This window comes from Ruegeria sp. HKCCD7559 (genome assembly GCF_013110575.1).
Taxonomy (GTDB): domain Bacteria; phylum Pseudomonadota; class Alphaproteobacteria; order Rhodobacterales; family Rhodobacteraceae; genus Ruegeria.
On sequence record NZ_WVQU01000001.1, the window covers coordinates 1,185,737 to 1,208,250 of the forward strand.

Genomic DNA, 22,514 nt, shown 5'->3' on the forward strand with positions numbered 1-22,514 from the left:
GTCAGGGCAAGGATGCAACGCGGTCAGTAAACAGACGCACGACCCCCGCTCCATCCACATCACGACAAACACGAACTGCGGGACGATCCCGGTCAGGTTGCGTCGCACCTATCCGGTCGCCTTCCGTCACTACACGCAGCCCGGTTTCGACCACGTCGAACATGGCCCCGTGCGAACAGGCGATCACAGCGGTTGAATCATGCAGACCGCACCCTTCCAATCCTCCGATTTCTTTATAGAATTTCAGATAAAACCGAGAGATATCACGCAGAAAAGATCCCATGCCGGGCGATTTCCGAGCCAGCGCCTCGAAATCCGCGGTCTCGTAAAGTGTTTTCAGGGTAACGTCCAAACCAACCAGCACGGTCTCGGGCGGTGCGGAAAAGACCGAATCCGCGGCAACCGCATCGTGATAAATGTTGGCTTCTGCATGGTCGGTAACGTTGCCCTTGCAGTAGACGGCACCGCCCATGATCACCAACCGGCCGAGATTTCCGGCAAATTTCGGGTCCAATCGCATGGCGTTGGCAATGTTGGTCAGCGGTCCGACCGCACACACGACCAATTCGTTTTTGTGCTTCCGGGCCATTTCGGCCAGAAACTCTGCGGCAGGAAGATCATGATTCCGTCCGATCTCGGGTATCTCGGTCAGATCGCCAAACCCTTCGGGACCATGGACATGGTCCGATGGGACGTGCATGTCAGCCCCCAACGGGAAAGGCGCGCCTTCCGCCACCGGAAGGTCCAGGCCCAGCTTGTCCAGCAGGAAACGGGCATTGCGGCTGGACTGATGAACATGCGTATTGCCGAACACCGTGGTCAGGCCGATCAGGTCAAATTCAGGCGCAGCGGCGGCATAGGCAATCGCCATGGCATCGTCGATGCCGGGGTCTGTATCGATTATCAGTTTCATTCCCGCCCGATACCGCAAACAAGCCGGGATGCAAAGCAGTCACAGCAGTTCGGTTCAATGCTGAATTCCCGTAGTGAGGCGTTTGCATCCGCCAGCTTTCCCTCCATACCAGAGTTGAAATCGAGCGACTCAACCATATATGTATACCATAGTACACAATAAAAAGAGGACAGAATGACCGAAGATCAGATCATCGGACTGCTTTCGTCAAACATCATTTACCTGCTGGCCGCCGTGCTGGTGGTCATCGTTATTTTCAAGGGCATCAAGATCGTTCCGCAATCCGAAAAATACGTGGTTGAACGGTTTGGACGCCTGCATTCGGTGCTTGGTCCCGGCATCAATTTCATTGTTCCGTTACTGGACGTTGCACGCCACAAGATCTCGATCCTTGAACGCCAGTTGCCGAACGCGACCCAAGACGCGATCACCAAGGACAACGTGCTGGTGCAAATCGACACCTCTGTCTTCTACCGAATTCTCGAACCGGAAAAGACGGTCTATCGTATCCGCGACGTTGATGGAGCGATTGCAACCACGGTTGCCGGTATCGTTCGTGCCGAGATCGGCAAGATGGATCTGGACGAAGTGCAGTCGAACCGTGCACAGTTGATCACACGCATTCAGGAAAGCGTCGAAACAGCAGTGGATGATTGGGGAATCGAAGTGACCCGGGCCGAGATTCTGGATGTGAATCTGGATCAGGCCACCCGCGATGCCATGCTGCAACAGCTAAACGCAGAACGCGCCCGCCGTGCGCAGGTGACCGAAGCCGAAGGCAAAAAACGCGCCGTCGAATTGCACGCCGATGCCGAGCTGTACGCAGCGGAACAAACCGCCAAAGCGCGGCGCATTCAGGCCGAGGCCGAGGCATACGCGACAGGCGTCGTCGCCAAGGCCATTCAGGACAATGGCATCGAGGCTGCGCAGTATCAGGTTGCGTTGAAACAGGTTGAAGCCCTTAATGCACTGGGCAACGGTTCCGGCAAGCAGACCATAGTTGTGCCCGCCAATGCTCTCGAAGCCTTTGGTGACGCTTTCAAAATGCTCAAAGGAGGTAGATGATGGCTGATCCCTTTTGGCTGACTTGGTGGATCTGGCTGGCCGCCGCGCTGGCTCTGGGGATCCTGGAAATCGTTCTGCCCGGATTCATCTTCTTGGGCTTTGCGATCGGGGCCGCGATCACCGGTCTCATCCTTGTCATCCCCGGTCTGACACTGTCATTGCATGTGATCGCGCTGATCTTCGCAGTTCTTTCGTTGATCGCATGGCTAGTCCTGCGCCGGCTTTTTGCCTTGCCGCATGGTCAGGTCAAAACCTTCACGCATGACATCAATGACTAAGACACAGTGACGCTCACCCGAGCGTCACGCCCCTACTGGACGCTGTTGCAGGTATTCCCTATATAATCACTCAGGCAACTGACCCGAGGCAAAGATGACCCACCCGAGCGAACAGTTTGAAGGCACCCCGCTGATTGCGCCGTCAACGATTGAACACCCGCTGTACGAGGCAGTCGTCGAAGCGTGCCGCACGGTTTACGATCCGGAAATTCCGGTCAACATCTATGACCTGGGCCTGATCTATACGATCGACATTTCTCCGGACAACGCCGTGAAGGTCATCATGACCCTGACCGCACCCGGATGTCCGGTCGCGGGCGACATGCCTGGCTGGATTGTCGAGGCGATTGAACCTGTTGCGGGCGTCAAGGAAGTCGATGTCGAACTGACCTGGGAACCGCCCTGGGGCATGGAAATGATGTCGGATGAGGCGCGCCTGGAATTGGGCTTTATGTAGCCATCAGGCACTTGCCCTTCCAACCGTCACGAAAACTTGGCATTTTCGTCACCTTATCGTGCAGTCCCCGTCACACGCCAGACGGATATCATCTTAAGGTGGCCGTCGCGCATACGGTGCCGTGGGCTGGGCACGCCATGACCGCCCCCCGCTTCCCAGCTCAAGAATATGGGCCGTTCTTGCCCGAGAACGGTCCTTTTTTGTTCCGACAACGACGATCAATTCAGATTGCAGGTTTCCTTGATCTCTGCCGTTCTGGCATCCAGTTGCTTGACGTAGTCACCTGACAGCATTTGCAGCCTTTTTTGCTCAGTTCCCGTGACCAGCCCCAACAGAGCCCCGGCAGGTGTTATGGCGGCAATGCTTTCCAGTTGTTTGTCTTCCGCATGTTTCTTTTCCGATGCAATCGCGCGCAGATCCCCTTCCGCCGTTGCACAATTCACCGGGTGCCGTTCGGATCCCGTGGCCGCCCAAGCTTCGTCGGACATCGGGCACACGCTTACGGAAAATAGTGCGGCCGCAAGCAAAGCTACTTTAACTTTCGACTCTAAATAATTCATATTTTTACCATTTCATGTCATGCCATCTATTCGGACGGGGTTCCAAAACGTCATAAGACCGATGCTAACCCCGCCTCCCGTATCAAAGCAAGTTTGCAGAGCGGCGACGCAGAAACACTAAGCTTTCCAGCGAATTCAATTTCTTTACACGACATTGCCTTGAGCAAAAGAGCCTTGGCCCCTAGATTGGGTGTAACGCGCGACAACGGAGATTTACATGTTCGGCATCCCCGGCAAACAGGCTGTGACAATGACGCCCAAAGCCGCAGAACAGATTACCCGCCTGATGAAATCAGGCGGTCACGCTGGTTTGCGCATCGGCGTCAAAAAAGGCGGCTGTGCAGGCATGGAATATACCATGGAGTATGTTGATCACGCAGATCCTCATGACGAAGTCGTCGAACAGGATGGCGCGCGCATCATGATTGCGCCCATGGCTCAGATGTTCCTGTTCGGAACCGAAATCGATTACGAAGTGTCGTTGTTGGAATCCGGCTTTAAGTTCAAGAACCCGAACGTCGTCGACGCCTGCGGCTGTGGAGAATCGATCAAATTCGACGAAAGCATCGGCCAACAAGGCTAAGCCCGCCTCATCCCTTTTCATTTGAACGTCGCATGCGGGCCGATCTTCGATGTTTGCGCCCGGGATCAGCATGCGAGCAGAATTGTAAGATGGTCCTTACAATGCTATCCGCATGCTAAAATCATCGGATGATCAGGGAGATACCGAAATGCGGCAGAAGCTGGCGGCTGGAAACTGGAAGATGAATGGGACCGGCGCTGAGTTGACCGAGTTGAAGGCGCTGTCTCAGATCCACCCGGCAGCCTCGGTGGATATCCTGATTTGCCCGCCGGCAACATTGCTCAGCCGCGCATCAATTGCCGTTCAGGGCACCGCCATCTCTGTCGGTGGTCAGGACTGTCATGCGGCAAAATCAGGCGCGCATACCGGAGATGTCAGTGCGGATATGCTGGTGGATGCCGGTGCAACATCGGTCATCCTGGGCCATTCCGAGCGCCGCGTGGACCACGGTGAACATGACGAAGATGTGCGGGCCAAGGCGCGCGCAGCGATGGATGCAGGTTTGAAGGCGATCATTTGCGTCGGTGAAAGCCTTGAGCAGCGCGAAGCGGCCAATACGCTCGACATCATCGGCGGCCAGATGTCCGGGTCGATCCCGGATCAGTCGACCGGCGAGAACCTGATCGTCGCATATGAACCGATTTGGGCAATTGGCACCGGCAAAGTTCCCACCCTGGAAGAAATCGGGGACGTTCACGACTTCATGCGCGCCCGGCTGGAGCGCCGCTTTGGCGAAGGCGTGGGCCGCTCCGTCCGCCTGCTTTATGGCGGCTCGGTGAAACCCGGCAACGCGACGGATATATTTTCAGTTTCCAACGTCGATGGCGCACTTGTGGGCGGGGCCAGCCTGAAAGCGTCTGAATTCTCGGGAATCATTCAAGCGCTGGAAGGCGCCTAATTCCAGACTTCGTCCCGCAGTTTCTTCGGCTCAAGGATCGGTTTTTTCAATAGATCGTCGCTTCAACGCGATGCGGTCGGGGTTGTTCACTACAACAGGCCACTCCCCTTTGATCGCAAAAATCCTGCCTTGCGCGCGAAATTCCGTGAGTTGACGAAGAGACGCGGGGTTCCGAACTGAGCGATGGGAAGCGAACAAATTGCACTGGGCAATGGCGAGGTATGCGGGAACAGGTTTTCTGACGCCCCGCCTTGCGCAGGGCTTCCATCTGTACCAGCACGGTCGGGTTGCTGCCCTGTACAGGCTGATTGCGACCTTGTGAGACAACTCCGCCATCCCGCGCCAGAACCGATTTGATGCGACATCCGCCGTCGTCAAATCCGGCCTTCGCCTTTTCAGGAGCCACGCAAAATGCGTCTGTCAGAGCCGGTCAAAATTCCGAGCTCCGCTTCGAGTGTGTGCTGTAAACTGCCGAAGTACTTTGGCTTGGCAAGTCAAGCACATCAGGCCAGCTTCATCACCACAAGGCCTGTCACGATCAGAACCGCAGCTGCGATCCGCGCAGGTGTCAGGGCTTCGCCAAGAAACAGAATACCGACACTGAACGCCCCCACCGCACCGATCCCAGTCCAGATCGTGTATGCGGTGCCCAACGGTAAGTCGCGCATTGCAAGCGCCAGCAGACCAAATGAGCCCAACATCGAAGCGCCCATCACGGCCGTCGGCCACAATCGGGTAAAACCGGCCGACTGCTTCATGGCAACCGCCCAGACAATTTCCAAAAGGCCAGCAAACAGAAGAAAGATCCAGGGCATAAGACAACCTCATATCCGTACGGGTCGTCCCGAATGATGTCCCAGAAAGCAGAGGTCGTCCTCTGTGCCTCAGATAAGAACCCATCGCGTGGTTTCAAGACACGAAAAAGCCGGGCAGTTGACACCACCCGGCTTTGTTCAGTTTTCAGACAGTCTAGTTGGTTATTATTTCCGGCCCCATGAACGTGTTGGGCAGGAAGGTCGATATCCACGGAATATATGTCACCATGATCAGGAAGACGAACAGCACCGCAAGGAAGGGCAGCGCCGCCTTCACAACGCTCATCATCGGCATACCCGCAACACCCGAAGTCACGAACAGGTTCAGACCGACCGGAGGCGTGATCATCCCGATCTCCATGTTGACCACCATGATGATACCCAGATGGATCGGGTCAATGCCCAGCTCGATAGCGATCGGGAACACAAGGGGCGCCACGATAACCAACAGGCCTGACGGTTCCATGAACTGACCGCCGATCAGCAGGATCACGTTCACCACTATCAGGAAAGCGACAGGGCCAAGGCCGGCCGACAACATCGCTTCGGCGATATGCTGCGGCACCTGCTCGTCGGTCAGAACATGCTTGAGTATCAGCGCGTTGGCGATCACGAACAGCAGCGTGACCGTCAGCTTGCCTGCCTCGAACAGCGTATGCTTGGTGTCCGGGTGAAAGAACGCCGTGATCAGCGCATAGGGTTTTTTCAGCAGCGGCAGGTTCTGTGTGCCTTCTTCCGTGCTCAGCGGGCCCATGTCCTTGTACACAAAGCTGGCAATGAAGAACGCGTAGACTGCGGCAACTGCGGCGGCTTCGGTCGGGGTGAAGATGCCACCATAGATACCACCCAGAATGATGACGATCAGGAAAAGACCCCAACCGGCCTCGCGGGCCGAGGTAAAGACCTCTCCCCAGCCTTTCCATTCCCCCTTGGGCAGGTTCTTGACCTTGGCCATGACATAGATGGTGATCATCAGCATCAAACCGGCCATCAGACCGGGAATAACCCCCGCAAGGAACATGCGCCCAACCGAGACTTCGACAGCGGCGGCATATACGACCATGACGATGGACGGAGGGATCAGAATACCCAGTGTCCCCGCGTTGCAGATCACACCGGCGGCAAATTCCTTGGAATAGCCCACCTGACGCATCCCCGCGATGACGATCGAGCCGATGGCGACCACGGTCGCCGGGGACGATCCGGACAGGGCTGCGAACAGCATACAGGCAAAGACGCCCGCAATCGCCAGACCGCCGGGCAAATGCCCGACACAGGCGATCGAGAACCGGATGATCCGTCGTGCGACACCACCTGTAGTCATGAAGGACGACGCCAGGATGAAGAACGGGATCGCCAGCAGGGTAAAATGCCCTTCAAAAGCCTCGAACAGCGTACCCGCGACAGACGCGAGTGAACTGTCTGAGTAGATCAGCAGAAACAGGGTCGAGCTGAGGCCAAGCGCAACTGCAATCGGCACACCGATCAGCAGCAGGCCGACGACCATCGAGAAAAGAAGTACGACGTCCATCAGTTATGCTCTCCTTGCTGAGCGCGGACTTCTTCGATCTCGTCCTCGACTTCGTGGCTGGCGACAAGGCGATCCGTTTCGCCATGCCATATCTGAACGGCAACCTGGGCGAACCGGATCACCAGCAGCAGCATCGATACCGGCAGCACCAGATAAGGCACCACTTTGGGAAGCTTCTCGTACCCTTCACCATAGTTGATCAGGTCTTCCAGAAACCGCAGCGGAGCGACCATCGGGATATCGTCCACCTCATAGAAACTCTGGCTGCGGGCGTCGAAGTTGAACCCGGTCGGGAACCAGCGTCCGGATGTCGGCGGCAGATCCGCGAAAACCGCCCAATAGTCATAGGCGCCTTTCAGCAGCAGCAACGAAAACACCAGACAGCACCCCACAGCGATGAGCGCCAGAATGCGACGCGGCGCCGGGGCCAGCATGTTCAGGATCGCATCAACACCCAGATGAGAGTGTTTCTTGACCGCGTAAGAGGCACCAAGCAGCACCAGCCAGCCAAAAGTGAACACCGTCAGTTCAAGCGCCCACAGGATATTGGAATTGAAAACAAACCGCGCGATCACGTTGGCAAATGTCACGACCGTCATCAGGCCCAACAGACACGCGATCAGGGTTTCTTCGATATGGTCGACCAGCCCGCCTTGGCCGGAATTCGCACCAGACATCTTTCTGTCCCCGCATTTTTTGTGATGAGAGAGTGTTGGGCGGGCTTGTTCAGCCCGCCCGGCCAGCGCGTCGAATACTCCCCAGTCCCCGGACGCGCGGCCTTTGGCCAGATTCAGAAGCCGGCGTTGATGGCCTGAGCCGCGTCGATCTTGTCCTGACCCACGTCACCTGCAAACTGGTCCCAAACGGGTTTCATCGCATCAACCCAGGCCTGACGCTGTTCCGGGGTCAACTCGCGGATGACTCCGCCTGCTTCAACGATCGAAGCTTTGGCTGCTTCGTTCACGGCAAAGGCTTCTTTGTTCCTTGTTTCCGTGACTTCAGCCAGAATGGTCAGGAACTGATCACGCACGTCCGGATCCAGGCTGTCCAGCCAGTCCACAGAGGTCACGACCAGATAGTCGATGATGCCATGGTTGGTCTCGGTGATGCCGTCCTGCACTTCGAAGAACTTCTTGCCATAGATGTTCGACCAGGTGTTTTCCTGACCATCCACAACCCCCTGTTGCAGCGCGCCGTAAACTTCCGAGAACGCCATTTTCTGCGGGCTGCCACCAATAGCCTCCATCTGTGCCACCAGAACGTCCGAAGACTGCACGCGGAACTTCAGACCGTTTGCATCCGACGGATCGACCAGCGGCTTGTTGGCCGACATCTGCTTCATGCCGTTGTGCCAGAAGGCCAGCCCCTGAAGGCCACGGCGCTGCATGCTGTCCTTCATCGCCTGACCATCAGCCGAAGCCTGGAATGCATCCACAGCGTCGATGTTCTTGAACATGAACGGCAGGTCAAACAGGCGGAACTGCTTGGTGAACTTCTCGAACTTCGACAGTGACGGTGCGGCCAGCTGAACGTCGCCCTGCAACATCGCCTCCAGCACCTTGTCGTCGTTGTACAGTGTCGAGTTCGGATAGACCTCCACGCACATCACGCCGTTCATCTCATCATTGACGCGCTGTTCCAGCAGCGATGCGGCGATGCCCTTGGGGTGTTTGTCAGTGTTGGTCACATGCGCGAACTTGACGACGATTTCACCATCGTCACAGGCTGCCATCCCTGCGGTGGCTGTGACTGTCAGCGCCAGAGCGGTTGCTGCCGTTGTCAGGAATTTCATCTGTCTTTTCCTCCCAGACTTCCTTGAAATTGTCCTTCGACACCAATTTGGTATCAGATGCAGCGAAGTGAAACGAATCGGCACGATCCACTCAACGATTTGTTTTCTGTCCCTCGATTTTCTATTTAGTGATTTTCTTTCAGAAGGTTATAAAGCGCTTTGCAATGGATATTGGACCCATTCGAAACCCCGAGTGCGAGATTCCGCACAGCAATCTTCCAGTTTGTGCGAAAATCCGCACACGCCGCGAATCAAAACCCCCGAATCAACTGACGCGAAACCGCAGCCCGCGACAGCGGGCTGCCCGGCCCAACAGCTTTAGACGCATGTTAATGCGGAAAAAGGTGGCGGGAGCCCGGCCGTTACCGTCGGTAATCCTCGGCCCGAATCTGGTACCGTGCCAGCTTGTCGTAAAATGTCTTGCGCGGCAGTTTCAATGCCTTCGCCGCATCTGATGCCTTGCCGTTGTGACGACCCAGCGCCGCGATGAGCAGCGACCGCTCCACCCGCGCCATCTGTTCGCTAAGGCCCAGGTCTGTTGCCTGCGCGACTTCTTCCGGCATTCCCAGCACGAAGCGCATCGCGGCTGACATCAGGGATCGCGCATTCCCCGGCCAGTCGCTGGCCATAAGCGACGCCAGATGCTCGGACGAGATTTCCGGCGCCACGATCCCCGCCTGTTCCGCGGCCTGTGCAACGTAATGGCGGAAGATCACCGGAATGTCGTCGGGGCGTTCTGCCAGCGATGGAATACGAACCCGCATGACATCCAGCCTGTAAAACAGGTCTGCATTGAACCGGCCTTCAGAACTCAGCGCCGACAGATCAGCGGTCGTTCCCGCAATGATACGCCCGCCCGGTCCATGCTCGATGATCTCCAACGCCGCAAATTGCGTGGCATGGGGCATGGCCGAGACTTCGTCCAGAAACAATGACCCACCTGCCGCATCTTCACAGCTCTTGGCCAAGTCGTCGGGGCTGAGGCTGGAGGCCGTGCGTTTGACAAATGGTCCCTGCCCTGCTGGCGACATCAGATGCACGACCTCGGCGACCTTCGAGATGCCGCTGCCCGGCGGTCCCGTCACAAGAACCTCGGCGCCTGTTGGCGCAACGGTCCGAACCCGTTCGCGCAGGGCCTCGGCCTGCGGCGACAGTCCGAACAGCAAACGCGCGGCGGGGTCTCCTCGTTCCAGCTCGGATTTTGCCGCTCTTTGCTCCAATATCTGCGAACGGGCTGCAAACGCGCGTTCAAGCACCTCGAGAAGGTCGGACGCGGCGCACGGCTTTTCCAGAAAATCGAACGCACCCTTTCCCATGGCATCGACGGCCATGGGAATATCGCCCTCACCCGTCAGAAGAACCACGGGAAGATCCGGATCGACCTCTCGGGCATAAGACAAAAGATGGAACCCGTCCCGCCCCGGCATGCGTATATCCGAGATGATGACACCGGGAAACTCGCGGCTGATGTGATCCTTGGCCGCCACAAAGGATCCGGCGGTCGTTGGCTGATAGTCCGCCAATTCCAGAGTTTGAGACAGGGCCTCGCGTACGGCGGCATCATCATCGACCAACAAAACCCTGCGCATCACGCAGCCTCTTCCTTGTCGCAGGGTTCCAGTTCGACGGTAAACATCGCCCCATCCGCCGTGTTCGCGCCCCTTATGTCCCCACCAAAGCTTTGAACCAGCCCGTAGGAAATGGAAAGCCCCAGCCCCAAACCTTCTGACGATCCAACGCTTTTCGTGGAATAGAAGGGCTCGAACATCCGGTCGGGGTCTTCAATGCCCGGGCCAGTATCCTGCAAGGAAACGCTCAATCGTGCACCTTTTCGCAGCGTTATCGTTATAATCCGTTTTGGTCGTCCCAGCATTGCATCCGCCGCATTGTTGATCAGATTCACGAACACCTGCACCAAACGTACTTCACCCCCCCAAACATACACAGCCCCATTCGGGGGGTTCCAGTTCAGGGTTACATTGTCGTCTCGCAGGCGGGCCTCGGTCAGTTCAACAGCGGTGTTGAGAACCTGAATCAGGTCAACCCGTCCCATCGGTTCGCTTTCGTTGCGGGCAAAGGCGCGAAGGTTCTTGATGATCCGCGCCATCCGCGCCGCCATTTCCGAGATCCGGCCCAGATTCTCGGCAGCCATTTCAGGTTTTCCCCGCGTCATGAACGCTGAACCGTTATCCGCAAATTGCCGTATGGCCATAAGCGGCTGGTTCAGTTCATGGCTGATGCCCGCCGACATTTGCCCCAAAGCGCTGAGCTTTCCGGCCTGCACCAGGTCTGCCTGGGCCCGCCGCAGCGCCGCCTCGGCTTCTTCCCGTTCCGCCACTTCCTTGCGCAAACTGGCATTTGCCACTGTCAGGTCATGGGTGCGTTTGGCCACACGGCTTTCCAGAACGGCATTCGCTTCGGCCAACGCCCGCCGCCGCTCCATGGCAAGAAAGAGCATGGCCCCAAAGGCCAGACAAATCGCTGCGACGGCCGCCGCCTGAAGCCTGGCAAGCTGAAGGGCCGGCGCCACGTCCACCAGCACCTCGGCAGTCATGTCGATCACCGGCAAATCAAGGGTCAGATGCAGCGCATCGCGCGGCAGGTAACGTCCCCAGTTCAAGTGCCACAACTCGTGCCTGCCGACCTGTTTCGAAGAAAAATCAACGGTCGCACCATCTGGCGGCGTCAATCCCGCCTCACCGTCCGCCCGGCGCCAGAACAGCAGGTCGGATCTGTTGGAAATGAAAACGACACCATCGGAATCGACAAAGAAAACCGCCTCGGTACTGCCGCGCCACGTTTGTTCAACGTCCTGAACATCAGCAACGACCATCAACGCGCCTTCAATCTGGCCAGACGGGCCAAAAGTGGGGGCGGCATAGGAATAGATCCGGTCTTCGCCCGACGGTACAACCTCATGCGCACTGCCCAAGGCGCCCTGCATCGCACGGCGGAAAGCCGGATGATGGGCCATGTTGCGCTGGGACACAGGCTGCGCCGATACCAGCACCTGCCCCTTCGTATCCAGATACATCATGTTTACGGCGGCCGTTTTGTCAGCGACGTCCAGCAGCGTTGCCCGGGCTTGGCGAATACCGGCCTGCGTATCCAGTTCATGCAAAACGGGATGAGTTGCCATCAGCACGGCAAGTTCCTGATACACTTGCATCTGCGTGCTCAGCCGGTCAGCCGCCAACTCAAGATCTGCCTCTGCCTTCTCGCTCAGCTGAGACAGGGCCTGTCGATAGCCATAAGACCAGACAAACCCCGACAATAACCCAACGGCGAGCAAAAAAACGGAAATGAACCAAACCCTGTGCATAGACAGGGTCTTGCATTCAATGCGCCGCATGGCAAGTGTGCGGCTCATGAAGTCTTTTTCGCAATCACCGACAGACCCGGGTTTCGTCCAAAACCCCTACCCGTTCTACGACAAGGCGCGAGGCTCGGGCGATCTGTTCTATTGGCCGGACTATGGTATGGTCGCCGCGGTTTCATACCGCGCGGTTCGCGCCCTGTTTCGGGACCGCAGGTTTGGCCGCGAGGTACCGCCCGAACTGGCAGAGCAAGGTCCCGCCCATCTGGCGCCCTGGCTGGCCATCGAGGCCCATTCACTGCTTGAGGCAGAACCACCAAGGCACACACGCCTTCGGTCATTGGTGATGCGCGCCTTCACGTCACGGGCGATTTCTGCGCTGCAACCTTCCATCGAAGAACTGTGCCACAACCTGATCAAAGATTTCCCTCGGAACACATTCGACCTGTTGGAAGCCTATTGCACTCAGGTTCCGGTGGTCACGATCTGCCGGCTTCTGGGCGTCCCCGAAGCCATGGCGCCCGATCTGTTGCAATGGTCTCACGATATGGTTGCCATGTATCAGGCCAATCGCACGCAGGACACCGAAGACGGGGCCGCCAAATCATCTAAGGAATTCACCGAATTCCTGAAGGAATACATAGAGCTGCGGCGCAATGATCCCCGCGACGATCTGATAACCCGGTTGATAAGCGCCGAGGAAGAAGGTCAGAAACTGTCACTGGACGAGCTGGTTGCTACCTGCATCCTGCTGCTCAACGCTGGCCATGAGGCTACCGTGCACTCACTGGGGAACGGGGTGAAAACCCTGTTGCAGACCCGCACCGCCCCTGACGCCCTGGCACCGGATGGACTCGACGGAACCATCGAAGAAATCCTGCGCTATGACCCGCCTCTGCACATGTTCACACGTTACGCGTATGAGGACGTGGATCTGTTCGGCCATTCATTCAAACGTGGCGATCAAGTGGCACTGTTGCTTGGCGCGGCCAACCGCGACCCCGCTGTCTGGGCTGAACCGAACACGTTTCAGCCGAACCGTCCGATTGAAGTCAACACAAGCTTTGGGGGCGGAATTCATTTTTGTGTCGGGGCACCTCTGGCGCGTCTGGAAATGCGCATTGCTTTGCCGATCCTGTTCGAAAGCTGTCCAAACCTGCAACTGGCTGCGCCGCCGCTTTATTCGGACAGCTATCACTTTCACGGGCTGAATCAGCTGCTGGTCAGACCTTAGCCATCACCTTCCGCATACCTACACGATCCCTCTGGCGATTTTGCTTCCGGCCGGATGAAAACACCCATCAGCTCATCTGGCTCTAAGCCCATTGAAAGACACGGGCGGAGGAGCCGCGGTCGAGTGTTCTAAGCCCTCTCTGCCAACGCATTCAGCGGCAGCATCGTCGTGGACTTGATCTCTTCCATGGACAACAACGCCGTGACATTGTGCACACGCACCTCCGAGATGAGCGACTGATAGAACTGATCATAGGCACGTGCGTTCTTGACCCGGACTTTCAGGATATAGTCGATATCACCCGCCAACCGGTGCGCCTCTTGCACTTCGGGGTGATCCTTCAATGCTTTCAGGAATTTACGTTGCCAGTCCGCCTCATGTTCCGAGGTGCGGATCAAAACAAAAAAGGTGGCTTCGAACCCAAGTGCCTCGGCATCCAGCAGCACCGTTTGCTGGCCGATGATTCCCGCCCCCTTGAGCTTGCGAATGCGATTCCAGACAGGCGTCTTTGAACTGCCGACCCGAGCCGCAATTTCGTCCAATGATTGGCCTGCGTCCCGTTGCAGCTCGACCAGAATTTTTCGATCCGTGTCATCTATCCGCACCGACATTCCAATTTTCCTTCTGTTTCGACACCCCTGTTCCGGTTTTCCCGAAAATCGGAACATTCGTCCTTATTTCAGCGGCGATATGGCGCTTTGGTGGGAATATTTCCTATATTGAGGGTCAAGTCAAACAATGTCCGAGACAATCCGATGCAGGATTTTCACACAACCAAGCCCAAAGGTCATGTCGACTTTGTCGGCGCCGGGCCCGGTGACCCCGAATTGCTGACGCTCAAGGCGTTGGCCGCATTCGAGCGCGCGGATGTGGTGCTGCATGATCGCCTGATCAGCAAGCCTGTGCTGGACATTGCCGCCCAGAACGCCGCTTTGGTCGATGTCGGCAAGGCCGGGTTCGGCCCCTCGTGGAAGCAAAGCGATATCGACGCGCTTCTGGTTGAACACGCCCTGAATGGCAACCGTGTGGTGCGTCTCAAATCGGGGGATCCCACAATCTTTGGCCGCCTGGACGAAGAAATCGAGGCCGTCGACGCGGCCGGCATATCCTGGCAGATCATTCCCGGCATCACGGCGGCCTCTGCCGCAGTGGCTGGCATCGGTCAAAGCCTGACCCGCCGTGGACGCAACTCATCGGTGCGTTTTTTGACCGGGCACGACATGCAAGGATTCGCGGATCACGATTGGAACGCTCTGGCTCAGGCCGGTTCCGTGGCGGCAATCTACATGGGCAAGAAATCCGCTCGGTTCATTCAGGGCCGTCTGATCATGCACGGCGCCGATCGCACCACCCCCATTACCCTGGTCGAGAATGCCTCGCGTCCCGACCAACGGATTTTGGCCACCACCTTGGACCAGTTGCCCACCGATCTGGCCGCCGCCGAAATGGATGGACCGGCCCTGACCTTCTATGGCCTTGCCCCGCGCGAAGCGGCGCAGGCCGTAACCGAATTCAACAAGGAGCTTGCCTGATGGCCCGCGCTTTTACTCCCAAAGTCGTAACTGCAAATGACTTGCTCGAAGGTGACGTGATTTACCTGACCGAAGATGACCGCTGGTCCCGTGACCTGAGCGAGGCAGAACTGATCACCGACGAGGCGCATGCGCAGGTTCGCCTGCTGGATGCCGCGCGTCAGGCAAACAAAATCGTGGGCGCTTATCTGGCCGATGCCGTCGCTGGCGAAAACGGCCCCGAGCCCACCCATTTCCGGGAAGACTTCCGCCGCACTGGTCCGTCCAACTATGCCCACGGCAAACAGGAAACTTCCCCGCAGCCCCGGGCCTGACCTCTGGCCCTTCTCTCTCCCCTTCAAGGCCCCAGGTTCGGGGCTGCAACCAAGGACAGCTAGACATGTATCGCTACTCCGAGTTTGACAAAGATTTTCTGGCAGAGCGTAACGCGCAGTTCCGCGCTCAGGTCGAGCGCCGCATCGACGGTTCGCTGACCGAAGATGAATTCAAGCCGCTGCGCCTGATGAACGGCCTGTATCTGCAATTGCACGCATACATGCTGCGGGTCGCCATTCCCTACGGCACGCTGAACAGCGCACAAATGCGCCAACTGGCCCTGCTGGCTGAAAAGTGGGACAAGGGTTATGGCCATTTCACCACCCGTCAGAACATCCAGTACAACTGGCCGAAACTGAAAGATGTGCCAGACATGCTGGACGCGCTGGCCGAGGTCGGCATGCACGCCATCCAGACCTCGGGCAACACCATCCGCAACGTGACGGCCGACCATTTCGCTGGTGCCGCTGCGGATGAGGTCGCCGACCCGCGCCCCTATGCCGAACTGCTGCGCCAGTGGTCGACCGACCACCCGGAATTCCAGTTCATGCCGCGCAAGTTCAAGATCGCCATCACCGGTTCGGAAAACGACCGCGCCGTGATCAAAGCGCATGACATCGGCCTGCAACTGGTCGAACGTGACGGCGTTCTGGGTGCGCGCGTCATCGTCGGTGGCGGCCTGGGCCGTACGCCCATGATCGGCAAGGAACTGTCTGACTTCGTCGCCTTCGATGATCTGCTGGCCTATCTGGAAGCCACCGTGTCGGTCTGGAACCAGATCGGTCGCCGCGACAACAAGTACAAGGCGCGCATCAAGATCACCGTGCATGAGCATGGCATCGACGCCATCCGCGCCAAGGTGAATGAGCGCTTCTTGCAGGTTCGCCCACAGTTCAAGGGCGCCGACATGGCGCTGCTGGATGAGATCAAGGGCCATTTTGCGCCTCCGACCTTCCGCGAAGGTTCGGTTGCGTCGTTTGAAAGTGCCTATTCCAACGATCCGGTTTTCCGGTCGTGGGTCGATACCAACATCGCGCCGCACAAGAACGCGGACCACGCGATCGTTACGATCTCGATCAAGAAACACGGCCAGACGCCGGGTGATGCGACCGCCGAGCAGATGCGCGTGATGGCCGATCTGGCCGAAGAATTCGCCTATGATGAGCTGCGTATCAGCCACGAGCAGAACGTGATCCTGCCGCATGTCCACAAATCGGACCTGCCCGCGATCCACGCCAAGCTGAAACAGCACGAACTGGCCACCGCCAATATCGGCCTGATCAGCGATATCATCGCCTGCCCCGGCATGGATTACTGCGCGCTGGCGACGGCCCGCTCGATCCCGGTTGCTCAGGAAATCGCGACCCGCTTTGAAGAGTTGAAGCTGGAGCATGACATCGGGCACCTGAAGATCAAGATCTCGGGCTGCATCAACGCCTGCGGCCACCACCATGTGGGCCATATCGGCATCCTGGGCCTAGATCGTGCAGGCGTCGAAAACTACCAGATCACACTGGGTGGCGACGCCACCGAGACGGCCGCGATCGGCGACCGCACCGGTCCGGGTTTTGCCTATGACGAGATCGTGCCGGCCGTGGAACGCATCGTCGACACCTACCTGGATCTGCGCGAGAATGCTGAAGAAACCTTTCTGATGACTTATCGCCGCGTCGGCATGGAGCCGTTCAAGGCCGCCCTCTACCCCGAGGCTCGGGCGAATGCCGCTTGATCTGATTCAAACGGAACTGGGCAAAGACCGCAGCGACCTGACCGAGAAGGTCAACGCATTGAATGCCCGGTTCCGTCACCACAGCGCCCATGACGTGATGCATGGCGCCCTTGAAGAGATCGATGCGCTTGCTCTGGTCTCAAGCTTTGGCGCGGAATCGGTGGTGCTGCTGCACATGGCTGCGGTGATCGATAAGATGACGCCGGTGTTGTTCGTGGATACCCAATTGCTGTTCACCGAAACGCTGGAGTACCAGCAGGAAGTCAGCGAGCGCCTGGGGCTCAGGAACATCCGGATCATCCGGGCGGATGACGAAGAACTGCAACGCGAAGACCCCTATGGCGCGCTGCGCCTGCGGGATACGGATGCGTGCTGCAACCTGCGCAAGACCTTTCCCTTGCAGCAAGCCCTGACCGGGTATTGCGGTTGGATTACCGGCAGGAAACGGTTTCAGTCCGGCACGCGCGCCGCGCTCGAGTTTTTCGAGGTCGAAGACGGCACAGGCCGGATCAAGGTCAATCCGCTGGCCCATTGGGCGCCGGACGATGTGCGCGCCTATATGGAAGAAAACAACCTGCCCCGGCATCCGCTGGTGGCCAAGGGATACCCTTCGATCGGCTGTGCGCCCTGCACTTCGCCGGTGAAGGAAGGCGAAGACCCCCGCGCCGGCCGCTGGCGCGATCAGAATAAGGAAGAATGCGGCATTCATTTTGTCGATGGCAAGATGGTGCGCATCGGAGAAAAAACATGAACGTAATCGTAACAGATGAGGGCTTTTCGCCCGATGACTGGACCGACGGCTTTGTCACTCTGGATGATGCCGCGAATGACGTGGTTGCGCTGGACGTCAGCTCGGACACGGACCCGGATGAGCTTTTTGACCGTTTGGGCAGTGCCAAGCTGGTCCGGGTGGATTTTCCATCCTTTGCCGACGGTCGCGGCTTTACCATCGCCCGCACCCTGCGCCTTAAGGGCTATACAGGACGTTTGCGCGCCAAGGGTCATGTTCTGGCAGACCAGTACGCCATGGCGCGTCGCTGCGGCTTTGACGAAGTTGAGATTGACGGAGACCTGGCAGATCGCCAGCCCGAAGATCAGTGGCTTTCCCGGGCCAACTGGAAAGAGAACAACTATCAGGCGCGTTTGCGCGGTTAAAAGCCGCCCATCGCCGGCTTGAAACACAAAGGGGGCAATCTGTCCCCTTTTCCTGACTTGGATCAAAGATTAAACGGAGATGTCGGTTTAGCAGACCGGCAGGTAAACGATGACAGAGATGAAGCCCGTGAGCGAAGCAACTGCCGTGAAGGCCCCGGTCCTGCCGGACGCGCAAACTGTAACCGAGGTCAAGCATTGGACCGACAGCCTGTTCTCTTTCAAGGTGACGCGCCCCGCCACGCTGCGTTTCCGCTCGGGCGAGTTCGTGATGATCGGTCTGCTGGGCGACAATGGCAAGCCATTGCTGCGCGCCTATTCAATCGCTTCGCCGTCGTGGGACGATGAGCTGGAGTTCTATTCGATCAAGGTTCAGAACGGCCCGTTGACGTCGAAGCTTCAGCACATCAAGCCCGGCGACCAGATCATCCTGCGCCCCAAGCCGGTTGGCACGTTGGTGCATGACGCCCTTCTGCCCGGCAAGCGTTTGTGGTTTTTTGCCACCGGCACCGGTTTTGCCCCGTTTGCTTCGTTGTTGCGTGAACCGCAAACATATGAAGATTATGACGAGGTGATCATCACCCATACCTGCCGCGAAGTGGCCGAACTGGAATATGGCCGTCAATTGATCGACAGCATCCGTCAGGATGAAATGCTGGCCGAACTTATAGGCGAAGGCTTTGCTGACAAGATCCGCTATTACCCGACAACCACGCGCGATGAGAGCCCCAAGATGGGTCGGATCACCGACCTGTTGAAGGATGGCACCGTGTTCAGCGATCTGGGCATTGAAGGCGGAATCAAACCCGAAACCGATCGCGCCATGGTCTGCGGGTCGCTGGCTTTCAACCTGGACATCAAGGAAATCCTTGAAGGTTTTGGTCTGCGCGAAGGCGCGAATTCCGAACCCAAAGAGTTTGTGATCGAAAAAGCCTTTGTCGGCTAAAGGCACCTTGCGTTCGGAGCTTTGCAGCCCCGAACGCAAAATTCAGCGGACAAAACACTGTTTTTTCGCAACTGCCGGTGTTTATGCCGCTTGAAGTGTGGCCCGGCCCGGTTTAAATTCCGGGCTCGAAATTCTGCAATTATCAAAGGAATGAACCCATAGCTCGCAGACCTCACAACGCGCCGCCACAACGAGACACCGGCCCGCGCGTCAATGAAAAGATTCGTGCCCCCGAAATTCGCCTGATTGGCGCCGAAGGTGAAAATGTCGGGGTGGTTCATCCCGCCAAAGCCATGCAGATGGCCGCTGAGGCCGGTCTTGATCTGGTCGAAATTTCGCCCAATGCGAACCCACCGGTCTGCAAGATCATGGATTTCGGCAAATTCAAATATGAAACGCAAAAACGCGAAGCCGAAGCCCGCAAGAAGCAAAAGATCATCGAGGTAAAAGAGGTCAAATTCCGACCCAACACCGACACGCATGACTATGACGTCAAAATGAAGAACGTCTTCAAGTTTCTGGAAAAAGGCGACAAGGTCAAAGTTACCCTGCGTTTTCGCGGTCGCGAAATGGCACACCAGAACCTTGGCCGCGAATTGCTGCAGCGTGTCGCCGAGGACGTCAAGGACTTGGGCAAGATCGAAAACATGCCCAAGATGGAAGGCCGTCAGATGATCATGATGATCGGCCCGCTGCCGCAGAAATAATCCGGTCCAAAGATCGAAACGGTCCAAGCCCCTTCTCTTTTGAAGGGGCTTTTTCGTTCAGGGCGATCGCCTGCTGCGCAGCCAACGGGCCGCGTCCCGGAAATCGAACACCAGCGAGGTGATATCGACGATCAGAAGCACCCGGAGAAAGCAAACAAAGGCTGGGCTCAGGGGGTCTTCGGAAAACAGCAGAAGCGTCACGATGATGACCAACGGCACCCAGCACAGAATGTGTGGCAACGCCATCGCGCCGCTCATCCCGCGTGCACCCAACATGATCGGCACGTTCAGCGCCATGCCCGAAATTGCAAGCAATGCAATCAGGTGCCCCTTTGGCTGATCCAGAAATGCCAGCGGAAGCAGGTTTACCGGTACCAAAATGAACGCTACCCAGACCTGAACCCACACAGGGAGCGTTCGGAAACTGCGCCAGATATCCAGCACCATGGACGTCGCCTTTTCCAGATCCATTGCCCACGACACATAGCAAACGTGTCGCAGGCAAACAGGGTGCTCACGGTATTGTCAGAGAACGGCTGAAAAAGAGCGTTCCAGTTTGCTGACAAGTTCGCCTATCTGGGCCTCTTCTATGATGAAAGGCGGCGCGAGAAGTATATGGTCTCCGTTCCGGCCATCCCGGGTGCCCGCCATGGGATAACAGATCAGGCCTTCGGCCAGCGCCGCCTTCTTTATCTTTCCGGCAATGCCCAACGATGGATCAAAGGGGGTCTTCGTCTCGCGATCCGCTACCAATTCCACACCCCGGAACAGGCCCCGGCCACGCAAATCGCCCACGTTCGGGTGCTGTCCAAACGCGGCTTCCAGTGCGGAATGCACTTTGCTGCCCATGCGTCCGGCGCGCGCCGGCAATTCTCCCTCTGTCAGTTCACGGACCACCGCAAGAGCCGCAGCCGTGGCGACGGGATGGCCGATATAGGTATGCCCATGTTGGAAAAACCCTGACCCATCGCGAATTGCGCCATAGATTTTACCGGTGCACAGCATCGCCCCGATTGGTTGATATCCTGCGCCCAACCCTTTGGCGATGCACAGAATATCCGGTGCAACACCGTCGTGATCGCAGGCGAACAGATGACCGGTGCGCCCCATGCCGCACATCACCTCATCCAGAATCAGCAACACGCCATATTGGTCGCAGATTTCCCGGATGCGTTTGAAATACCCCTCAACCGCCGGAACCGCGCCAAGTGTAGCACCAACAACCGGCTCGGCCATGAAGGCCATAACCGTTTCGGGACCAAGGCGCAGAATTTCCGCCTCCAGCTCATTGGCGACGCGCTGACCATAGTCAAAGCTGCTCTCACCCTCGGGCTTTTCGGCATATTCATAGCAGGCCGAGATATGGGTCATTTCGATCAGCATCGGCGCGAATTGGGCCCGTCTCCAGGCATTTCCCCCGGCAGACAAGGCCCCCAGAGTGTTGCCATGATAGCTTTGCTTGCGCGCGATCACGTGGCGGCGCTCGGGCTGCCCTATTTCCAGAAAATACTGGCGCGCCAATTTGATGGCCGCTTCGGTCGCCTCGGACCCACCCGATACGAAATACACCCGGTCCAGATCCCCCGGCGCGTGCTGGATCAGAAGATCGGCCAATGCCTCGGCCGGTTCCGAAGTCATGAACCCGGTATGGGCGAATGCGATCTGTTCCACCTGCTGTTGCACGGCCCGGATCACTGCCGCGTTGGAATGCCCCAGACAGGACACGGCCGCATCGCCGCAATCCAGATATCGCTTGCCGTCGGCATCGATCAGATAAGCGCCGTCGCCACCCGCCGCGACGGGAAGTTCAGATTTGGTGTGGCGTGGGAAAACATGACTCATGTTCCGGTCCTTCCAAGTGTTTCTACCAAAGCCGCGACCGAGGCCGCGTTGTCCGTCCAGAGCGTGCCATCCGGTGCCGTCAGGCTGTTTTCGAATCCAACACGCAAGTCACCGCCGCGCCGCGCGGTTTCGACAAGACAATCATGTTCCTGCGTCCCAAAGGCGCACACCATCCATTTGGCCGGGCTGGATGGAAACGCATCCAGATCCGCTGGCACGGATTGCTGATTCTGACTGTAGCGTCCCAACACAAGCAATCGGTCTGTCTGGTCCGGCTGGACGATACCTTTTGACTGCCAGTCTTCCAGCAGCTTCACATCTTCCAAGTCGTAGAGAATATGCTGAACCCGCGTGCCCTGAGCCGCACATAGCGCATAGACCCGAGGCGCAAGATCAAGGGCCCGCGCGATTTCCCGGACTGAGATCGAGGCCCATTCAGGCTGAACCAGTTGCAGGCATTCAAACTGCGACTGGACATCGAACACGCCTGCTGCCTCGGTGGTGATCTGAACATCCATGCCCGGCACTTCCCTTTTCAGTTCCGCGATTGTTTCGCGATACAATCCGGCATCCAGCGTGTGATGCCCGTCGGCATCCCGTACATGCAGGTGTATGCCATTTGCACCAGCCTCGTGGCAGCCCCGCGCCGTTGCGACGATCTGATCCGTCGTGACTGGCAAAGCAGGGTGATCCGCGCGGCCCCGCCGGGCCCCGTTCGGAGCAACCAGTATATATGGTTTCCCGGTGGTTTTCACTGTGCTCTTGGTCATTGCGCCCTCGTGATCGTCTGTCCTCAGCTAATGAGCCCAAGCTTCGTTTTCAATTTACCAACTAGAAAACATATGTTTT

The 22,514-nt window shown here is 57.6% G+C and carries 25 protein-coding genes; 13 read left to right on the forward strand and 12 right to left on the reverse strand.

Features of this window, described 5'->3' with window-relative positions:
• Position 1: 1 nt before the first annotated feature.
• Positions 2 to 913: a nucleoside hydrolase gene (locus GS605_RS05965; protein WP_171723351.1), complete on the reverse strand. Its 912-nt coding sequence runs from the start codon at positions 911 to 913 to the stop codon at positions 2 to 4.
• 174 nt (positions 914 to 1,087) lie between these two features.
• On the opposite strand from GS605_RS05965, the gene GS605_RS05970 reads away from it, so the two are divergent.
• The 3 genes from GS605_RS05970 (at position 1,088) to GS605_RS05980 (ending at position 2,713) form a co-directional block, all read left to right on the forward strand.
• Complete coding sequence (locus tag GS605_RS05970) at positions 1,088 to 1,978, forward strand: SPFH domain-containing protein (RefSeq protein WP_171723352.1); 891 nt, start codon at positions 1,088 to 1,090, stop codon at positions 1,976 to 1,978.
• Complete coding sequence (locus GS605_RS05975) at positions 1,978 to 2,256, forward strand: NfeD family protein (RefSeq protein WP_171168340.1); 279 nt, start codon at positions 1,978 to 1,980, stop codon at positions 2,254 to 2,256. The genes GS605_RS05970 and GS605_RS05975 overlap by 1 nt, the downstream gene beginning before the upstream one ends.
• A 94-nt stretch (positions 2,257 to 2,350) precedes the next feature.
• Positions 2,351 to 2,713 carry an SUF system Fe-S cluster assembly protein gene (locus GS605_RS05980; RefSeq protein ID WP_152457849.1) on the forward strand — a complete coding sequence of 121 codons (363 nt, stop codon included), beginning with the start codon at positions 2,351 to 2,353 and terminating at the stop codon, positions 2,711 to 2,713.
• Positions 2,714 to 2,931: 218 nt separating this feature from the next.
• Here the strand turns inward: GS605_RS05980 and GS605_RS05985 are convergent, their stop codons facing one another.
• Positions 2,932 to 3,201, reverse strand: coding sequence for a hypothetical protein (locus tag GS605_RS05985; protein WP_245217979.1), 270 nt, complete (start codon positions 3,199 to 3,201; stop codon positions 2,932 to 2,934).
• 289 nt (positions 3,202 to 3,490) lie between these two features.
• Here GS605_RS05985 and GS605_RS05990 point away from each other — a divergent pair, with 289 nt between their 5' ends.
• Positions 3,491 to 3,856 carry an iron-sulfur cluster assembly accessory protein gene (locus GS605_RS05990; protein ID WP_171632773.1) on the forward strand — a complete coding sequence of 122 codons (366 nt, stop codon included), beginning with the start codon at positions 3,491 to 3,493 and terminating at the stop codon, positions 3,854 to 3,856.
• Positions 3,857 to 4,004: 148 nt separating this feature from the next.
• The gene (tpiA, locus tag GS605_RS05995) at positions 4,005 to 4,754 is read left to right on the forward strand and encodes a triose-phosphate isomerase (protein ID WP_171723354.1); all 750 of its coding nucleotides are present in this window, start codon (positions 4,005 to 4,007) and stop codon (positions 4,752 to 4,754) included.
• A 503-nt stretch (positions 4,755 to 5,257) separates the two neighbouring features.
• Here tpiA and GS605_RS06000 read toward each other — a convergent pair.
• The 6 genes from GS605_RS06000 to GS605_RS06025 all read right to left on the reverse strand — a co-directional run bounded on the left by GS605_RS06000 (position 5,258) and on the right by GS605_RS06025 (position 12,262).
• Complete coding sequence (locus GS605_RS06000; protein WP_171723355.1) at positions 5,258 to 5,569, reverse strand: multidrug efflux SMR transporter; 312 nt, start codon at positions 5,567 to 5,569, stop codon at positions 5,258 to 5,260.
• A 154-nt stretch (positions 5,570 to 5,723) separates the two neighbouring features.
• The gene (locus GS605_RS06005) at positions 5,724 to 7,100 is read right to left on the reverse strand and encodes a TRAP transporter large permease (protein WP_171632781.1); all 1,377 of its coding nucleotides are present in this window, start codon (positions 7,098 to 7,100) and stop codon (positions 5,724 to 5,726) included.
• A complete protein-coding gene (locus GS605_RS06010; protein ID WP_171723356.1) occupies positions 7,100 to 7,777 on the reverse strand; it encodes a TRAP transporter small permease in 678 nt (225 codons plus the stop codon). Before GS605_RS06010 ends, GS605_RS06005 begins: the two co-directional genes overlap by 1 nt.
• Before the next feature lie 113 nt (positions 7,778 to 7,890).
• Positions 7,891 to 8,892 (reverse strand): DctP family TRAP transporter solute-binding subunit, encoded by a 1,002-nt coding sequence (locus GS605_RS06015; RefSeq protein WP_171632783.1) that lies wholly within the window; start codon positions 8,890 to 8,892, stop codon positions 7,891 to 7,893.
• A 362-nt stretch (positions 8,893 to 9,254) separates the two neighbouring features.
• The gene (locus GS605_RS06020; protein WP_171723357.1) at positions 9,255 to 10,484 is read right to left on the reverse strand and encodes a sigma-54 dependent transcriptional regulator; all 1,230 of its coding nucleotides are present in this window, start codon (positions 10,482 to 10,484) and stop codon (positions 9,255 to 9,257) included.
• The gene (locus GS605_RS06025) at positions 10,481 to 12,262 is read right to left on the reverse strand and encodes an ATP-binding protein (protein WP_171723358.1); all 1,782 of its coding nucleotides are present in this window, start codon (positions 12,260 to 12,262) and stop codon (positions 10,481 to 10,483) included. The genes GS605_RS06020 and GS605_RS06025 overlap by 4 nt, the downstream gene beginning before the upstream one ends.
• Here GS605_RS06025 and GS605_RS06030 point away from each other — a divergent pair.
• Entirely contained in the window at positions 12,261 to 13,442 is a 1,182-nt protein-coding gene (locus tag GS605_RS06030) for a cytochrome P450 (protein ID WP_171723359.1), read from the forward strand. The two genes, GS605_RS06025 and GS605_RS06030, sit on opposite strands and share 2 nt — an antisense overlap.
• Positions 13,443 to 13,570: 128 nt before the next feature.
• On the opposite strand, the gene GS605_RS06035 is transcribed toward GS605_RS06030, so the two are convergent.
• Positions 13,571 to 14,053, reverse strand: coding sequence for an Lrp/AsnC family transcriptional regulator (locus tag GS605_RS06035; RefSeq protein WP_171639579.1), 483 nt, complete (start codon positions 14,051 to 14,053; stop codon positions 13,571 to 13,573).
• 144 nt (positions 14,054 to 14,197) lie between these two features.
• Here GS605_RS06035 and cobA point away from each other — a divergent pair, with 144 nt between their 5' ends.
• The 7 genes from cobA (at position 14,198) to infC (ending at position 19,823) form a co-directional block, all read left to right on the forward strand.
• Positions 14,198 to 14,974, forward strand: a complete 777-nt coding sequence (gene cobA / locus GS605_RS06040; RefSeq protein WP_152457838.1) for a uroporphyrinogen-III C-methyltransferase — start codon at positions 14,198 to 14,200, stop codon at positions 14,972 to 14,974.
• On the forward strand, positions 14,974 to 15,288 hold the full coding sequence (locus GS605_RS06045) for a DUF2849 domain-containing protein (RefSeq protein WP_152457837.1): 315 nt from the start codon (positions 14,974 to 14,976) through the stop codon (positions 15,286 to 15,288). Before cobA ends, GS605_RS06045 begins: the two co-directional genes overlap by 1 nt.
• Before the next feature lie 65 nt (positions 15,289 to 15,353).
• Positions 15,354 to 17,018 carry a nitrite/sulfite reductase gene (locus GS605_RS06050; protein WP_171723360.1) on the forward strand — a complete coding sequence of 555 codons (1,665 nt, stop codon included), beginning with the start codon at positions 15,354 to 15,356 and terminating at the stop codon, positions 17,016 to 17,018.
• Entirely contained in the window at positions 17,008 to 17,769 is a 762-nt protein-coding gene (locus tag GS605_RS06055) for a phosphoadenylyl-sulfate reductase (protein WP_171116163.1), read from the forward strand. The genes GS605_RS06050 and GS605_RS06055 overlap by 11 nt, the downstream gene beginning before the upstream one ends.
• Entirely contained in the window at positions 17,766 to 18,173 is a 408-nt protein-coding gene (locus tag GS605_RS06060) for a DUF934 domain-containing protein (RefSeq protein WP_171116164.1), read from the forward strand. The genes GS605_RS06055 and GS605_RS06060 overlap by 4 nt, the downstream gene beginning before the upstream one ends.
• A 109-nt stretch (positions 18,174 to 18,282) precedes the next feature.
• A complete protein-coding gene (locus tag GS605_RS06065; protein WP_171723361.1) occupies positions 18,283 to 19,116 on the forward strand; it encodes a ferredoxin--NADP reductase in 834 nt (277 codons plus the stop codon).
• A gap of 158 nt (positions 19,117 to 19,274) precedes the next feature.
• Positions 19,275 to 19,823: a translation initiation factor IF-3 gene (gene infC / locus GS605_RS06070; protein ID WP_171723648.1), complete on the forward strand. Its 549-nt coding sequence runs from the start codon at positions 19,275 to 19,277 to the stop codon at positions 19,821 to 19,823.
• 57 nt (positions 19,824 to 19,880) lie between these two features.
• Here the strand turns inward: infC and GS605_RS06075 are convergent, their stop codons facing one another.
• The 3 genes from GS605_RS06075 to GS605_RS06085 are packed head-to-tail and all read right to left on the reverse strand — an operon-like array spanning position 19,881 to position 22,435.
• Positions 19,881 to 20,294 carry a hypothetical protein gene (locus GS605_RS06075; RefSeq protein WP_171723362.1) on the reverse strand — a complete coding sequence of 138 codons (414 nt, stop codon included), beginning with the start codon at positions 20,292 to 20,294 and terminating at the stop codon, positions 19,881 to 19,883.
• Between the two features lie 54 nt (positions 20,295 to 20,348).
• Positions 20,349 to 21,665: an aspartate aminotransferase family protein gene (locus GS605_RS06080; RefSeq protein ID WP_171723363.1), complete on the reverse strand. Its 1,317-nt coding sequence runs from the start codon at positions 21,663 to 21,665 to the stop codon at positions 20,349 to 20,351.
• Positions 21,662 to 22,435 carry a 3-keto-5-aminohexanoate cleavage protein gene (locus GS605_RS06085; protein WP_171723364.1) on the reverse strand — a complete coding sequence of 258 codons (774 nt, stop codon included), beginning with the start codon at positions 22,433 to 22,435 and terminating at the stop codon, positions 21,662 to 21,664. Before GS605_RS06085 ends, GS605_RS06080 begins: the two co-directional genes overlap by 4 nt.
• Positions 22,436 to 22,514: the final 79 nt, after the last annotated feature.

What these genes read in the sequence shown, in the direction of transcription:
- GS605_RS05965 (WP_171723351.1), bottom strand. Translation starts at nt 913, where the DNA reads ATGAAACTGATAATCGATACAGACCCCGGCATCGACGATGCCATGGCG.
- GS605_RS05970 (WP_171723352.1), top strand. Translation starts at nt 1,088, where the DNA reads ATGACCGAAGATCAGATCATCGGACTGCTTTCGTCAAACATCATTTAC.
- GS605_RS05975 (WP_171168340.1), top strand. Translation starts at nt 1,978, where the DNA reads ATGGCTGATCCCTTTTGGCTGACTTGGTGGATCTGGCTGGCCGCCGCG.
- GS605_RS05980 (WP_152457849.1), top strand. Translation starts at nt 2,351, where the DNA reads ATGACCCACCCGAGCGAACAGTTTGAAGGCACCCCGCTGATTGCGCCG.
- GS605_RS05985 (WP_245217979.1), bottom strand. Translation starts at nt 3,201, where the DNA reads ATGTCCGACGAAGCTTGGGCGGCCACGGGATCCGAACGGCACCCGGTG.
- GS605_RS05990 (WP_171632773.1), top strand. Translation starts at nt 3,491, where the DNA reads ATGTTCGGCATCCCCGGCAAACAGGCTGTGACAATGACGCCCAAAGCC.
- tpiA (WP_171723354.1), top strand. Translation starts at nt 4,005, where the DNA reads ATGCGGCAGAAGCTGGCGGCTGGAAACTGGAAGATGAATGGGACCGGC.
- GS605_RS06000 (WP_171723355.1), bottom strand. Translation starts at nt 5,569, where the DNA reads ATGCCCTGGATCTTTCTTCTGTTTGCTGGCCTTTTGGAAATTGTCTGG.
- GS605_RS06005 (WP_171632781.1), bottom strand. Translation starts at nt 7,100, where the DNA reads ATGGACGTCGTACTTCTTTTCTCGATGGTCGTCGGCCTGCTGCTGATC.
- GS605_RS06010 (WP_171723356.1), bottom strand. Translation starts at nt 7,777, where the DNA reads ATGTCTGGTGCGAATTCCGGCCAAGGCGGGCTGGTCGACCATATCGAA.
- GS605_RS06015 (WP_171632783.1), bottom strand. Translation starts at nt 8,892, where the DNA reads ATGAAATTCCTGACAACGGCAGCAACCGCTCTGGCGCTGACAGTCACA.
- GS605_RS06030 (WP_171723359.1), top strand. Translation starts at nt 12,261, where the DNA reads ATGAAGTCTTTTTCGCAATCACCGACAGACCCGGGTTTCGTCCAAAAC.
- GS605_RS06025 (WP_171723358.1), bottom strand. Translation starts at nt 12,262, where the DNA reads ATGAGCCGCACACTTGCCATGCGGCGCATTGAATGCAAGACCCTGTCT.
- GS605_RS06035 (WP_171639579.1), bottom strand. Translation starts at nt 14,053, where the DNA reads ATGTCGGTGCGGATAGATGACACGGATCGAAAAATTCTGGTCGAGCTG.
- cobA (WP_152457838.1), top strand. Translation starts at nt 14,198, where the DNA reads ATGCAGGATTTTCACACAACCAAGCCCAAAGGTCATGTCGACTTTGTC.
- GS605_RS06045 (WP_152457837.1), top strand. Translation starts at nt 14,974, where the DNA reads ATGGCCCGCGCTTTTACTCCCAAAGTCGTAACTGCAAATGACTTGCTC.
- GS605_RS06050 (WP_171723360.1), top strand. Translation starts at nt 15,354, where the DNA reads ATGTATCGCTACTCCGAGTTTGACAAAGATTTTCTGGCAGAGCGTAAC.
- GS605_RS06055 (WP_171116163.1), top strand. Translation starts at nt 17,008, where the DNA reads ATGCCGCTTGATCTGATTCAAACGGAACTGGGCAAAGACCGCAGCGAC.
- GS605_RS06060 (WP_171116164.1), top strand. Translation starts at nt 17,766, where the DNA reads ATGAACGTAATCGTAACAGATGAGGGCTTTTCGCCCGATGACTGGACC.
- GS605_RS06065 (WP_171723361.1), top strand. Translation starts at nt 18,283, where the DNA reads ATGACAGAGATGAAGCCCGTGAGCGAAGCAACTGCCGTGAAGGCCCCG.
- GS605_RS06075 (WP_171723362.1), bottom strand. Translation starts at nt 20,294, where the DNA reads ATGGATCTGGAAAAGGCGACGTCCATGGTGCTGGATATCTGGCGCAGT.
- GS605_RS06080 (WP_171723363.1), bottom strand. Translation starts at nt 21,665, where the DNA reads ATGAGTCATGTTTTCCCACGCCACACCAAATCTGAACTTCCCGTCGCG.
- GS605_RS06085 (WP_171723364.1), bottom strand. Translation starts at nt 22,435, where the DNA reads ATGACCAAGAGCACAGTGAAAACCACCGGGAAACCATATATACTGGTT.